The following is a 13,324-nucleotide window of genomic DNA, read 5'->3' as shown; positions in this document are numbered from 1 at the left end:
CAAGCTCAGCTGAGCACGGTCTGAGTAGTCCCGACACAGCGGACAGGTGGGTGAGCAGGGGGAGGGAGCGCAAGCCTTCCCCTGCTCACCCCTTCTGCCGTCTCCCGTCCGACAGTGCTGCCGCCCCGGCCGCGGGCGGGTCCCGCACCCCCCTCTGGAGTACCCATGGGCCGATACGTCGTGCGCCGCCTCCTGCAGGTGATCCCTGTGGTGATAGGCGTCACGTTCATCATCTTCTGCCTGGTCTTCGCTCTGCCCGGCGACCCGATCCAGGCTCTGGCCGGCGACAAGCGTGCCGACCCCAACATCGCGGCGATCCTCCGCGACCATTACCACCTGAACGAGCCGCTCTACCAGCAGTACTGGCACTACATCAGTGGCGTCTTCACCGGTGACCTCGGTGAGACCTACAACGGCCGTGCCATCTCCGACATCGTCTCCGAGCGGTTCCCGGTCACCCTCAAGCTGGGTCTGACCGCCTTCGCCATCGAGGCCGTCATCGGCATCGTCGCGGGTCTCTTCTCCGCGCTGCGCAAGGGCAAGTTCATCGACAACGTGGTGCTCGTCTCCACGCTGGTGCTCATCTCCATCCCGGTCTTCGTGCTCGGCAGCGTGCTCCAGCTGGAGTTCGGTGTGAACCTGAAGATCACGCCGGTCGCCGGCATCGAGCGGGGCTGGCCGCAGAGCTACATCCTCCCGGCCATCGTCCTCGCCTCGACCTCCATGGCGTACATCGCGCGACTGGTCCGCACGAGCATGACCGAGTCCATCCGCGCCGACTACGTGCGCACCGCGATCGCCAAGGGCCTGCCGCAGCGCCGGGTGATCGGCCTGCACGCCCTGCGCAACTCCCTGATTCCGGTCGTGACCTTCCTGGGCTTCGACCTCGGTGCCCTCATGGGCGGCGCCATCATCACCGAGCGCGTGTTCAACATGCCCGGTATCGGTGGCCAGCTGGCCCAGTCCGTCTATCTGCGCGAGCGGCCGGTCGTCGTCGGTCTGGTGACCCTCCTGGTGCTCATCTACCTGGTCGCCAACCTCGTCGTAGACCTGATGTACGCCGTGCTCGACCCGAGGATCCGTTATGAGTGAGAAGACGATAGAGCGGCCCACCACCGACGAGGCGGCCCTCGCCAAGGAGCTGGAGGCCGAGGAGAAGGCGGCGGCCCGGCAGGCGAGCCTGCTCAAGGACGGCTGGGCGGACCTGCGCAAGCGGCCCCTGTTCATCCTCTCGGCCCTCGTGATCGTGTGCCTGCTGGCGCTGGCCATCGCGCCCAGCCTGTTCACCGCCCGCTCGCCGTTCTCCGACGGCTTCTGCCAGCTGCAGAACTCCATGAACGGGCCGTCCTCGGGCCACCTGTTCGGTTTCGACGTGCAGGGCTGCGACATCTACACGCGCACCGTGTACGGCACCCGCAACTCCATCGTCGTGGGCGTGGTCACCACCATCGCCACGACGCTGATCGGCGGACTGCTCGGCATGCTGGCCGGTCTGATCGGCGGCTGGGTCGACATGCTGCTGTCCCGCATCACCGAGGTGTTCTCCGCACTGCCGATCATCATCGGTGGTCTGCTGATCATGTCGATCTGGCGCACCGGCGACGTGTGGACCGTGTCGTTCATCATGGCGATCCTCGGCTGGCCGCAGGTCTTCCGGATCATGCGCGGCGAGGTCATCTCCAACAAATACAACGACTACGTGATGGCGGCCCGGGCACTCGGCGCCGACTCCTGGCGCATCGCGTTCCGGCACATCCTGCCGAACACGCTCGCCCCGGTCATCGTCATCACCACGATGAACCTCGGTGTCTACATCTCCGCCGAGGCCGCCCTGTCCTACCTGGGCATCGGCATCCAGTCCCCGAACATCTCCTGGGGTCTGATGATCAGTGACGCCCAGGACCGGTTCCTGACCTCGCCGCACGCGCTGCTCTTCCCGGCCGGTGCCCTGAGCCTTACCGTGCTGGCGTTCATCATGCTCGGCGACGTGGTCCGCGACGCCTTCGACCCCAAGATGCGCTGAGGGAGGCGTACGTGACCATCATCGACCCGACGGACGCCGTCCCGGCTCCGCGATCCGGCGACGGGGACAAGACCAGCCCGCTGCTCGAAGTGCGTGATCTGCACGTCGAGTTCAAGACCCGCGAGGGCGTGGTCCGGGCCGTCAACGGCGTCAACTACTCGGTGGACTCCGGCGAGACGCTCGCCGTGCTCGGCGAGTCCGGCTCCGGCAAGTCCGTGACCGCGCAGGCGATCATGGGCATCCTGGACATGCCGCCGGCCAGCATCCCCAAGGGAGAGATCCGCTTCTTCGGGCAGGACATGCTCAAGATGTCGGGCGAGGAGCGGCGCAAGCTGCGCGGCGCCCGCATCGCGATGATCTTCCAGGACGCGCTGTCCTCGCTCAACCCCGTGCTCAGCGTGGGTTTCCAGCTCGGTGAGATGTTCCGCGTCCACCAGGGGCTGTCCCGCAAGCAGGCCAAGGCCAAGGCCATCGAGCTGATGGACCGGGTGAAGATCCCGGCCGCCGCGGCCCGGGTGAACGACTACCCGCACCAGTTCTCCGGCGGTATGCGCCAGCGCATCATGATCGCCATGGCGCTGGCCCTGGAGCCGGACCTGATCATCGCCGACGAGCCGACCACGGCCCTCGACGTGACGGTCCAGGCCCAGGTGATGGACCTGCTCGCGGAGCTCCAGCGCGAGTACCGCATGGGCCTGATCCTGATCACCCACGACCTCGGTGTGGTCGCGGACGTCGCCGACAAGATCGCGGTGATGTACGCGGGCCGGATCGTGGAGACCGCGCCGGTGCACGAGCTCTACAAGCGCCCGGCCCACCCCTACACGCGCGGTCTGCTGGACTCGATCCCGCGCCTGGACCTCAAGGGCCAGGACCTCTACGCGATCAAGGGCCTGCCGCCCAACCTGCTGAAGGTGCCGAGCGGTTGCGCCTTCAACCCGCGCTGCGAGAAGGCGCAGGACATCTGCCGCACCGACCTTCCGCCGCTGGTCCCCGTGACCGAGCGGGACGGGACGGAACTGCCGGGCCGCGCCAGCGCGTGCCACTTCTGGAAGGAGACGATCCATGGCTGACACGACCAAGGCCGGCGAGCCGACGGACGCGACGCCGAACGTCTCCGACGTGCGGGTCGCCGAGGTGAAGTCCGAGGAGCAGGCGGTCGCCGCGCTCGACGAGCACGTCGACCGGGGCGAGCCGATCCTCCAGGTGCGCAACCTCGTCAAGCACTTCCCGCTGACGCAGGGCATCCTCATCAAGCGCCAGATCGGCGCGGTGAAGGCCGTCGACGGCATCTCCTTCGACCTGTACCAGGGCGAGACCCTGGGCATCGTGGGCGAGTCCGGCTGCGGCAAGTCCACGGTGGCCAAGCTCCTGATGAACCTGGAGCGGGCGACGGCGGGCGAGATCTTCTACAAGGGCCAGGACATCACCAAGCTGTCCGGGCGCGCCCTGAAGGCCGTGCGCCGCAACATCCAGATGATCTTCCAGGACCCCTACACGTCGCTCAACCCCCGCATGACGGTCGGCGACATCATCGGGGAGCCCTTCGACATCCACCCCGAGGTGGCGCCGAAGGGCGACCGGCGGCGCAGGGTGAAGGAGCTCCTGGACGTCGTGGGTCTGAACCCGGAGTACATCAACCGCTACCCGCACCAGTTCTCCGGCGGCCAGCGCCAGCGCATCGGCATCGCCCGCGGCCTCGCGCTCAACCCCGAGGTCATCATCTGCGACGAGCCGGTCTCCGCGCTGGACGTCTCCGTCCAGGCGCAGGTCATCAACCTGATGGAGCGGCTGCAGGACGAGTTCAACCTGTCCTACATCTTCATCGCGCACGACCTGTCGATCGTCCGGCACATCTCCGACCGGGTGGGCGTGATGTACCTCGGCCGGATGGCCGAGATCGGCACCGACGAGCAGATCTACGACCACCCGACGCACCCCTACACCCAGGCGCTGCTGTCGGCGGTCCCGGTGCCCGACCCGGACGCCCGCGAGCACCGCGATCGGATCATCCTCACCGGCGACGTGCCCTCCCCGGCCAACCCGCCCTCGGGCTGCCGCTTCCGCACCCGCTGCTGGAAGGCGCAGGACAAGTGCGCCGAGGAGACCCCGCTCCTGGCGATCCCCGAGCGGTTCAAGTCCTCGGACTCCCCGGCGGCCCACGAGTCGGCCTGCCACTTCGCCGAGGAGAAGGACGTCGTCCACGCGGCGTAGCCCACCTCCGGCGGCACCACGCATCCGATTCCCGGCTCCCCTCCAGGGGGCCGGGAATCGGTCGTTCGTGCCCCTTCCGGTGTCCTTTCCAGTGCCCCTTTCGGCTGGTGCCCTCACCCCCTCCGGTGCGGCGAGCGTGCGATTTGCGGTTGATGTGCTGATATGTCGGCGGGTCTGCCCGCGCAGCCCGCCCCGCCAGAACGCCTCGCGCCGGCTCCCGAGGAGGCACCCATGCGCAGCCCGCGCGCAGTCAAGCGCCTCGCCTGGGCCGCCTGTGTCATGGCGGGCGCTCTCGCGGCGGCAGCCTGCGGGGGCGGGGTGGGCAGCGGCGGCTCGGGCGCGGTGCTCAGCTCCTCCTGGGGCGACCCGCAGAACCCGCTGGAGCCGGCCAACACCAACGAGGTGCAGGGCGGCAAGGTGCTCGACATGGTCTTCCGGGGACTGAAGCGCTACGACCCGAGGACCGGCAAGGCCAAGAACATGCTCGCCCAGAGCATCGAGACCACCGACTCGCGGAACTTCACCATCACCGTCAGGGACGGCTGGAAGTTCAGCAACGGCGAGCCGGTCACCGCGAAGTCCTTCGTGGACGCCTGGAACTACGGCGCGAGCCTGAGGAACAACCAGAAGAACGCCTACTTCTTCGGCTACATCGAGGGCTACGACCAGGTCCACCCGGAGACCGGCAGGCAGACCGCCGACACCCTGTCCGGGCTGAAGGTCACCGGCCCGCGCACCTTCACCGTACGGCTCAACCAGAAGTTCTCCACCTTCCCCGACACCCTCGGCTACGCCGCCTTCGACCCGCTGCCCTCCACCTTCTTCACCGACCACGAGGGCTGGATCGCCAAGCCGGTCGGCAACGGGCCGTACCGGATCGAGTCCTACACCCGGGGCTCGGCGATGAACCTGAGGAAGTGGGACGGCTATCCGGGCCCGGACAAGGCACGCAACGACGGCGTGACCCTCCTGGTCTACACCGACAGCAACACCGCCTACACCGACGTGCTGGCCGGCAACCTCGACCTGGTCGACGACGTGCCCGCCACCCAGCTCAAGAACGTCAAGACCGATCTGAACGGCCGTTACATCAACACCCCGGCCGGGATCATCCAGACCCTCGCCTTCCCCTACTACGACCCGAAGTGGAACACGCCCGGGGCGCGGAAGGTCCGCACCGGCCTGTCCATGGCCATCAACCGCAAGCAGATCACCGACACCATCTTCCGCGGCACCCGCACCCCGGCCACCGACTGGACCTCCCCGGTCCTCGGCGCGGACGGCGGCTACAAGGCGGGGCTGTGCGGCGAGGCCTGCACCTACGACCCGGCGCGGGCCCGCCAGTTGGTGCGGGAAGGCGGCGGGCTGCCCGGCGGCCAGGTGCGGATCACGTACAACGCGGACACGGGCTCGCACAAGCAATGGGTGGACGCCGTGTGCAACTCCATCAACAACGCCCTCGGCAACGACAAGGCGTGCGTGGGCAATCCGGTCGGCACCTTCGCCGACTTCCGCAACCAGATCTCCCAGCACAAGATGTCCGGGCCGTTCCGGGCCGGCTGGCAGATGGACTACCCGCTCATCCAGAACTTCCTCCAGCCGCTGTACTACACCAACGCCTCGTCCAACGACGGCAAGTGGTCCGACAAGCGGTTCGACCACCTCGTCGACCAGGCCAACGCCGAGAGCGACCGGGCCAGGGCCGTCCAGCTCTTCCAGCAGGCCGAGGGCGTCGTACGGGACAACATGGCCGCGATCCCGCTGTGGTACCAGAACGGCAGCGCCGGCTACACCGACCGGCTGCACGACGTGGCGCTCAACCCCTTCAGCGTCCCGGTCTACGACGAGATCAAGGTCGGCTGACCCGCCATGGGACGCTACGTCGTCAGACGGCTGCTGCAGATGGTCCCGGTGTTCATCGGCGCCACCCTGCTGATCTTCCTCATGGTCAACGTCATGGGCGACCCGGTGGCCGGGCTGTGCGGGGAGCGGCAGTGCGACCCGGCGACCGCCGCCCAGCTCAAGCGGGAGTTCGGCCTCGACAGGCCACTGTGGCAGCAGTACGCGACCTACATGGGCAACGTGTTCGCCGGGAACTTCGGCACGGCGTTCAACGGCCAGCCCGTCACCGAGCTGATGGCGAGCGCGTTCCCCGTCACCATCCGGCTGACGGTCGTCGCCGTCCTCTTCGAGATCGTCATCGGGATCGTGCTGGGCGTGATGACCGGTCTGAGGCGCGGCCGGCCCGTCGACACCTCGGTCCTCGTCCTCACCCTCGTCGTCATCTCCGTGCCCACCTTCGTCACCGGTCTGCTGCTCCAGCTGCTGCTCGGCGTGAAGTGGGGCTGGATCAAGCCCTCGGTGTCCCCGGCGGCCGCCTTCGGCGAGCTGATCGTGCCGGGCCTGGTCCTCGCCTCGGTCTCCCTCGCCTACGTCACCCGCCTCACCCGCACCTCCATCGCGGAGAACCGGCGCTCCGACTACGTCCGCACCGCCGTCGCCAAGGGCCTGCCCCGCCACCGGGTCGTCACCCGGCACCTGCTGCGCAACTCGCTCATCCCGGTGGTCACCTTCATCGGCACCGACATCGGCGCGCTGATGGGCGGCGCCATCGTCACCGAGCGCATCTTCAACATCCACGGCGTCGGCTACCAGCTCTACCAGGGCATCCTGCGCCAGAACACCCAGACCGTGGTCGGCTTCGTCACCGTCCTGGTCCTGGTGTTCCTGGTCGCCAACCTCCTCGTGGACCTGCTCTACGCCGTACTCGACCCGAGGATCCGCTATGCCTGAGCAGCCGCCGTACGACAGCGAGGGCGCCGTCGCCGGGACGGGCATGGGCGGCGCGATGGACCTCGCGGCGAGCGAGGCGACGACGCTGGAGCGCGCCCCCGGCGGCCCGGAGGGGCCCCAGGGGCCCGAGGGGCCGGGCGGCCGCGAGGACGCGGAGGGCGCGGGCCCCGCCGCCGGCCGGCCGCGCAGCCTGTGGTCCGACGCCTGGCGTGACCTGCGCCGCAACCCGGTCTTCGTCGTCTCCGCGCTGGTGATCCTCTTCCTCGTCGTCATCGCCGTGTGGCCCTCCCTGATCGCCTCCGGCAATCCGCTGACCTGCGATCTGGCCAGGGCCCAGGACGGCCCGGCGCCCGGCCACCCCTTCGGCTTCGACGGGCAGGGCTGCGACGTCTACACCCGCACCGTCTACGGCGCCCGCGCCTCCGTCACGGTCGGCGTGTGCGCCACGCTCGGGGTGGCGCTGCTCGGCTCGGTGCTCGGCGGGCTCGCCGGGTTCTTCGGCGGGACGTGGGACGGTTTCCTGTCCCGGATCACCGACATCTTCTTCGCCATCCCCGTCGTCCTCGGCGGCCTGGTGCTGCTGTCGGTGGTCCCCGGCAACACCGTGTGGCCGGTCGTCGGGTTCATCGTGCTGCTCGGCTGGCCGCAGATCTCCCGCATCGCGCGCGGCTCGGTCATCACCGCCAAGCAGCACGACTACGTGCAGGCCGCCCGCGCCCTCGGCGCCTCCAACTCCCGCATCCTGCTGAGGCACATCGCGCCCAACGCCGTCGCCCCGGTGATCGTGGTCGCCACCATCGCGCTCGGCACGTACATCGCGCTGGAGGCGACCCTGTCCTACCTCGGTGTCGGGCTGAAGCCGCCGAGCGTGTCCTGGGGCATCGACATCTCCGCCGCCTCGCCCTACATCCGCAACGCCCCGCACGCCCTGCTGTGGCCCGCGGGAGCGCTGGCGATCACGGTGCTGGCGTTCATCATGCTCGGCGACGCGGTGCGCGACGCCCTCGACCCCAAGCTGAGGTGAACGCGCCCATGCTGCTCGAAGTCCGCGACCTGCGCGTGGAGTTCCGCGCCCGCGACGGTGTCGCCCACGCCGTCAACGGGGTCACCTGCCAGGTCGACGCCGGCGAGACGCTGGCGGTGCTGGGGGAGTCCGGCTCGGGCAAGTCGGTCACCGCACAGACGGTCATGGGCATCCTCGACACGCCGCCCGGCCGGATCACCGGCGGCGAGATCCTCTTCCGCGGCCAGGACCTGCTGAAGCTCAAGGAGGACGAGCGGCGGCGGATCCGGGGCGCGGAGATGGCGATGATCTTCCAGGACGCGCTGTCCGCCCTCAACCCCGTGCTCACCGTGGGCGACCAGCTCGGCGAGATGTTCGTGGTGCACCTCGGAACGTCCCGCAAGGACGCCCGGGCCAGGGCCGTGGAGCTGATGGACCGGGTGCGCATCCCGGCCGCCGCCCAGCGGGTGCGGGACTATCCGCACCAGTTCTCCGGGGGCATGCGCCAGCGCATCATGATCGCCATGGCGCTGGCCCTGGAACCGGCTCTGGTCATCGCGGACGAGCCGACCACGGCCCTCGACGTCACCGTCCAGGCCCAGGTGATGGACCTGCTCGCCGAGCTCCAGCGCGAGTACCGGATGGGGCTCGTCCTCATCACCCACGACCTGGGCGTGGTCGCGGACGTCGCCGACAGGATCGCGGTGATGTACGCGGGCCGGATCGTGGAGTCCGCGCCCGTCCACGACCTCTACAAGGCGCCCGCCCACCCCTACACGCGCGGCCTGCTGGACTCCATCCCGCGTCTGGACCTCAAGGGACGGGAGCTGTACGCCATCAAGGGCCTGCCGCCCAGCCTGACCCGCATCCCGCCGGGCTGCGCCTTCCACCCGCGCTGCCCCATGGCCCGGGACGTGTGCCGCACGGACCCGCCGCCGCTGTACGAGGTGGACGAACAGCGCGGTTCCGCCTGCCACTTCTGGAGGGAGTGCCTGGATGGCTGAGCCGGTCCTGGAGGTCGAGGGGCTCGTCAAGCACTACCCGCTCACCCGGGGCGTCCTGTTCAGGAGGCAGATCGGATCGGTCAAGGCCGTCGACGGCGTCGACTTCACGCTCGGCCGGGGCGAGACCCTGGGCATCGTCGGCGAGTCCGGCTGCGGCAAGTCCACGGTGGCCAAGCTGCTCTGCCATCTGGAGCGGCCCACGGCGGGCGCGATCCGCTACCGGGGCGAGGACATCACCAAGCTGTCCGGCAAGGCGCTCAAGGCGGTCCGCCGCAACATCCAGATGGTCTTCCAGGACCCGTACACCTCCCTCAACCCCCGCATGACGGTGGGCGACATCGTCGGGGAGCCGTACGAGATCCACCCGGAGGCGGCCCCGAAGGGGGACCGGCGGCGCAGGGTGCAGGAGCTGCTGGACGTGGTCGGGCTCGACCCGGAGTACGTCAACCGCTACCCGCACCAGTTCTCCGGCGGCCAGCGCCAGCGCATCGGCATCGCGCGGGGCCTCGCGCTGCACCCGGAGATCATCGTCGCCGACGAGCCGGTGTCGGCGCTGGACGTGTCGGTCCAGGCCCAGGTGATCAACCTGATGGACCGGCTCCAGGCGGAGTTCGAGCTGAGCTACGTCTTCATCGCGCACGACCTGTCGATCGTGCGGCACATCTCCGACCGGGTCGCCGTCATGTACCTGGGGCGGATCGTCGAGACCGGCACCGACACGGAGATCTACGACCATCCCACTCACCCCTACACCCAGGCGCTGCTGTCGGCGGTCCCCGTGCCCGACCCGGACGCCCGGGACCGCCGCGAGCGGATCATCCTCTCGGGTGATGTGCCGTCCCCGGCGGACATTCCCTCCGGCTGCCGCTTCCGCACCCGCTGCTTCAAGGCGCGCGAGCGGTGTGCGCTGGAGGTGCCCGCGCTGGCGGTCCCGGCGGAGTTCCGGTACGCCACCGGCCCGGCGGTGCACGACTCGGCGTGCCACTTCGCTGAGGAGCTGAGGGTCGTGCCGGCCGAGGAGCACGGCAACGGGCCGGGGTGACGTGATGCACCCCGGCCCGCCCACGGCACCCGCACGGCCGTACGTCGTTCAGCCTGGCGCGTCCGTATATCGGTGCCGCTTCCGCGAAGTTGCCCGCGTGTTAACGCCGTTGGCGTGATTCTTCGCCGTCAGAGAAGCGAGCGCCGCAGGAAGTCCACCTGGAGCAGGAGCAGGTTCTCGGCGACCTGCTCCTGCGGGGTCATGTGGGTCACCCCGGACAGCGGCAGCACCTCGTGCGGACGGCCGGCGGCGAGCAGGGCGGAGGACAGCCGCAGGCTGTGCGCGACCACCACGTTGTCGTCGGCCAGACCGTGCACGATCATCAGCGGCCGGTGCGGCCCCGCGGGATCGACCAGGCCGTCGTCGGTGACCAGGGAACTGCCCGCGTAGGACTCCGGGTCGGCGGCCGGGTCGCCCAGGTACCGCTCGGTGTAGTGGGTGTCGTACAGCCGCCAGTCGGTGACGGGGGCGCCCGCGACGGCCGCGTGGAAGACGTCGGGGCGGCGCAGCACCGCGAGCGCGGCGAGGTAACCGCCGTAGGACCAGCCGCGGATCGCCACCCTGCCGAGGTCGAGCGGGTAGGTCTTCGCGAGGTCCTGGAGGGCCTCGATCTGGTCGTCGAGGGTGACGGTGAAGTCGTGGTGGATCGCCTTCTCCCAGGCGGGGGACCGGCCGGGCGTGCCCCGCCCGTCGGCCACGATCACCGCGAAGCCCTGGTCGGCGAACCACTGGGACGTCAGATGCGCGTTGTGCGCGGCGACCACCCGCTGACCGTGCGGGCCGCCGTACGGATCCATGAGCACCGGGAGGGGAGTGTCACCGGGGTAGTCCGTAGGCATAAGCACGGCGCACGGAATTCGGCGTGCGCCCCCCTGGGTGAGCGTCACGCGGGGGGACAGACCAGGATTTTCGGCGTACGACGGGACAGTGGCCACCTGCTTTCCGCCGCGCAGCACCTTCACCTGGGCGCCCGGCCGGTCGAGCGTCGCGGACACCAGTACGGTCACGCCCCCGGCCCGCACCGCCGAGTGCACACCCGGCTCCTGGCTCACGCGCTCCAGGCCGAGTTCGTTCACCCGGTACACGTGCACCTCGCCGGTCTCCGGTTCCGCGGCCTCCTCGCCCGCCGAGGCGGAGACCAGCACGTCGTCGTCCGACACGTCCAGCACGGCACGCACGTGCAACTGGGGCCCCGTCAGCGGTCGTTCGCCCACCGTCAGGACCCGCGCGCCGCCCTCGTCCGCGATCCGCACCAACTGCCCGGAGGGCGACCAGCACGGCGCCCCGGCGAAAAGATCCAGCCAAACTGGATCTTCGTCGGCGTGCACCATCCGGGTGGCCCCGGTGTCCGGGTCCACCGCCAGGTACAGCTGACTGCGCTGGTCGCGCGCCTGTACGAGCAGCAGTGGCGCACCCGCCGCTGACCAGTGCACTTGCGCCAGATACGGATAGCCTGCGCGGTCCCAGGAGACCTCGGTGCGCACCCCGTCCAGGCCGATCACGAACAGCCGTACGTCCGCGTTGGGGGTGCCGGCCGCCGGGTACGCCACCCGCTGCGGCTCGCGCACCGGGTGCGCCGGATCGGAGATCCACCACCGCCGCACCGGCGTGTCGTCCGCCCGCGCCACCAGCAGCCGGTCCGCCCCCGGCGCCCACCAGAAGCCCCGCGAGCGGTGCATCTCCTCGGCCGCGACGAACTCCGCCAGGCCGTACGTGACGTTCTCCGACTCCGGTTCGGCGAGCGCCCGGTCGCCCTCGCCCTCGGCGCCCACCACGCGCAGGGCGCCCCCGGCGACGTAGGCGATGTGCCGTCCGTCCGGGGACGGACGCGGGTCGATCACCGGTCCCCCGACGGGCAGTTCACGTGCTGTCCCGGCCCGCAGCTCGGCCGCGAAGAGCCGCCCTGACAAGGCGAAAGACGCCAGCTCCACCGCCGTGTCGGTGGCGTACCCGACGATCCCCGCACCCCCCTCGCGGCTGCGCTCGCGGCGCGCCCGCTCCTGCGGGGACAGGTGCTCGGCGGCACCGCCGAGGAGGGCGCGCGGGTCGGCGGCCACGCGCTCCCCACCGCCCTCCAGATCGAGCACGCGCAGGGAGTTGGCCCGGTCGGTACCGGAGTCGGAGCGCAGGAACACCACGCGCGAGGCGTCGGGGGCCACCGTGAACGCCCGCGGCGCGCCGAGCGTGAACCGCTGGGTGCGCGCGTGCAGTCGGGGGAAGGAGACAGGCTCGGTCGTCATGCCATGACCATATTGGCCATGCGCCCCCTTGTGCGGCCGTGCGCCGACCGATGCGCGCGTGCGGAAAGTTATGATCACTAGCGCATAGTGGGTATGAACCTGCTGCCCGTTGTGTGGATTTATCTGCCCCCATCGTCCGAACCCCCGACCCCCCGCGTCCTGGGATCATTGGAGGTGAGCCGCCGTGGCACTCTCGATTTCGGCGGTGGTGCTGCTGGCGATCATCGTCTTCCTGCTGGTCAAGAAGTCCGGCCTCAAGGCCGGCCACGCGATCGTCTGCATGCTGCTCGGGTTCTACCTCGCCTCGTCCACGGTCGCCCCCACGATCCACCAACTCACCACGAACATCGCGGGGATGATCGGCAGCCTCAAGTTCTGAGTCCGCTCCGACCCGCTGGCCGCGCCGTTCTGGTTCTCGCTTTCAGCAGAAGGCGATCAGCCGGTGAAAAATGCTCGAGTCCAGCGGGTGACTCCGCCTACCCGTCGAATTCCACGGGCCTCCCGTGGCGCCGGGGGAGCCGGACCCTCGGCGGGGCCCGCGCTGCGGCGCCCGCACCAGCCGTAGGTCATCGTCCCTCGTCAGGGGCGCTGCGAAGGCAAGGCGCAGGGCAGTGTTGAGTAAGAATTCGCTAGGCTCATTCATGGCGAAACTATCCTGTGAACCTTCGTGATCGCGCTCACGTTGTTTCGGATCTGATGCTGTTTTAGGGTCGCGTCGACCACTTATTTTTGCTTTACGTCTGTGTGCACGGGGGGCTGCAGATGTTGTTTCGTCATGCCGTCATCCGTGCCTGGAAAGGAACTCGGGTGACTCCTGGCATACGCAGGATGCTTGCAGTCGCGGGGGCTGCTGCCACCCTGGCGCTCGCGGGGGCTCAGGCGCTCGCGACCGCCGACCCACAGCCGACCGGGGGGTCCGCGGGGGTCGCTCCGCCGTCGGCGGTGGAGGACTACGCCTACCCGAACGCGGATCAGATCCAAAAGACCCAGGGCATCAAGCTGATC

At 69.5% G+C, this 13,324-nt stretch carries 11 protein-coding genes and 1 pseudogene; 11 read left to right on the top strand and 1 reads right to left on the bottom strand.

The window, feature by feature from the left end; all coding sequences use genetic code 11:
- The first annotated feature begins 165 nt into the window (after positions 1-165).
- The 9 genes from IE249_RS32130 (at position 166) to IE249_RS32090 (ending at position 10,079) form a co-directional block, all read left to right on the top strand.
- A complete protein-coding gene (locus IE249_RS32130) occupies positions 166-1,092 on the top strand; it encodes an ABC transporter permease (RefSeq protein WP_189710535.1) in 927 nt (308 codons plus the stop codon).
- Complete coding sequence (locus IE249_RS32125) at positions 1,085-2,023, top strand: ABC transporter permease (RefSeq protein WP_189710533.1); 939 nt, start codon at positions 1,085-1,087, stop codon at positions 2,021-2,023. Before IE249_RS32130 ends, IE249_RS32125 begins: the two co-directional genes overlap by 8 nt.
- An 11-nt stretch (positions 2,024-2,034) precedes the next feature.
- Positions 2,035-3,096, top strand: a complete 1,062-nt coding sequence (locus IE249_RS32120; protein WP_189710531.1) for an ABC transporter ATP-binding protein — start codon at positions 2,035-2,037, stop codon at positions 3,094-3,096.
- Positions 3,089-4,237 carry an ABC transporter ATP-binding protein gene (locus tag IE249_RS32115; RefSeq protein ID WP_189710529.1) on the top strand — a complete coding sequence of 383 codons (1,149 nt, stop codon included), beginning with the start codon at positions 3,089-3,091 and terminating at the stop codon, positions 4,235-4,237. The genes IE249_RS32120 and IE249_RS32115 overlap by 8 nt, the downstream gene beginning before the upstream one ends.
- 231 nt (positions 4,238-4,468) lie before the next feature.
- Entirely contained in the window at positions 4,469-6,100 is a 1,632-nt protein-coding gene (locus IE249_RS32110; RefSeq protein ID WP_189710527.1) for a peptide ABC transporter substrate-binding protein, read from the top strand.
- 6 nt (positions 6,101-6,106) lie between these two features.
- A complete protein-coding gene (locus IE249_RS32105; protein WP_189710525.1) occupies positions 6,107-7,030 on the top strand; it encodes an ABC transporter permease in 924 nt (307 codons plus the stop codon).
- A complete protein-coding gene (locus IE249_RS32100) occupies positions 7,023-8,054 on the top strand; it encodes an ABC transporter permease (RefSeq protein WP_189710523.1) in 1,032 nt (343 codons plus the stop codon). Before IE249_RS32105 ends, IE249_RS32100 begins: the two co-directional genes overlap by 8 nt.
- 8 nt (positions 8,055-8,062) lie before the next feature.
- On the top strand, positions 8,063-9,037 hold the full coding sequence (locus IE249_RS32095; protein ID WP_189710522.1) for an ABC transporter ATP-binding protein: 975 nt from the start codon (positions 8,063-8,065) through the stop codon (positions 9,035-9,037).
- Positions 9,030-10,079 (top strand): ABC transporter ATP-binding protein, encoded by a 1,050-nt coding sequence (locus IE249_RS32090; RefSeq protein WP_189710520.1) that lies wholly within the window; start codon positions 9,030-9,032, stop codon positions 10,077-10,079. Before IE249_RS32095 ends, IE249_RS32090 begins: the two co-directional genes overlap by 8 nt.
- Positions 10,080-10,207: 128 nt before the next feature.
- On the opposite strand, the gene IE249_RS32085 is transcribed toward IE249_RS32090, so the two are convergent.
- The gene (locus IE249_RS32085) at positions 10,208-12,319 is read right to left on the bottom strand and encodes a S9 family peptidase (RefSeq protein WP_189710518.1); all 2,112 of its coding nucleotides are present in this window, start codon (positions 12,317-12,319) and stop codon (positions 10,208-10,210) included.
- A 184-nt stretch (positions 12,320-12,503) separates the two neighbouring features.
- Here IE249_RS32085 and IE249_RS32080 point away from each other — a divergent pair, with 184 nt between their 5' ends.
- Positions 12,504-12,698: a hypothetical protein gene (locus IE249_RS32080; RefSeq protein ID WP_189710516.1), complete on the top strand. Its 195-nt coding sequence runs from the start codon at positions 12,504-12,506 to the stop codon at positions 12,696-12,698.
- Positions 12,699-13,126: 428 nt separating this feature from the next.
- A pseudogene (locus IE249_RS39190) lies at positions 13,127-13,324 on the top strand (hypothetical protein); the annotation flags it as partial.

It is taken from the genome of Streptomyces anandii JCM 4720, from assembly GCF_014650655.1.
Lineage (GTDB): Bacteria > Actinomycetota > Actinomycetes > Streptomycetales > Streptomycetaceae > Streptomyces > Streptomyces anandii.
This window is presented reverse-complemented; position numbering and strand designations above follow the sequence as displayed.

Bases quoted from the DNA above. Each gene is read 5' to 3' on its own strand.
- IE249_RS32110 (WP_189710527.1), top strand. From the start codon at position 4,469: ATGCGCAGCCCGCGCGCAGTCAAGCGCCTCGCCTGGGCCGCCTGTGTC.
- IE249_RS32115 (WP_189710529.1), top strand. From the start codon at position 3,089: ATGGCTGACACGACCAAGGCCGGCGAGCCGACGGACGCGACGCCGAAC.
- IE249_RS32125 (WP_189710533.1), top strand. From the start codon at position 1,085: ATGAGTGAGAAGACGATAGAGCGGCCCACCACCGACGAGGCGGCCCTC.
- IE249_RS32130 (WP_189710535.1), top strand. From the start codon at position 166: ATGGGCCGATACGTCGTGCGCCGCCTCCTGCAGGTGATCCCTGTGGTG.
- IE249_RS32100 (WP_189710523.1), top strand. From the start codon at position 7,023: ATGCCTGAGCAGCCGCCGTACGACAGCGAGGGCGCCGTCGCCGGGACG.
- IE249_RS32090 (WP_189710520.1), top strand. From the start codon at position 9,030: ATGGCTGAGCCGGTCCTGGAGGTCGAGGGGCTCGTCAAGCACTACCCG.
- IE249_RS32105 (WP_189710525.1), top strand. From the start codon at position 6,107: ATGGGACGCTACGTCGTCAGACGGCTGCTGCAGATGGTCCCGGTGTTC.
- IE249_RS32085 (WP_189710518.1), bottom strand. From the start codon at position 12,319: ATGACGACCGAGCCTGTCTCCTTCCCCCGACTGCACGCGCGCACCCAG.
- IE249_RS32095 (WP_189710522.1), top strand. From the start codon at position 8,063: ATGCTGCTCGAAGTCCGCGACCTGCGCGTGGAGTTCCGCGCCCGCGAC.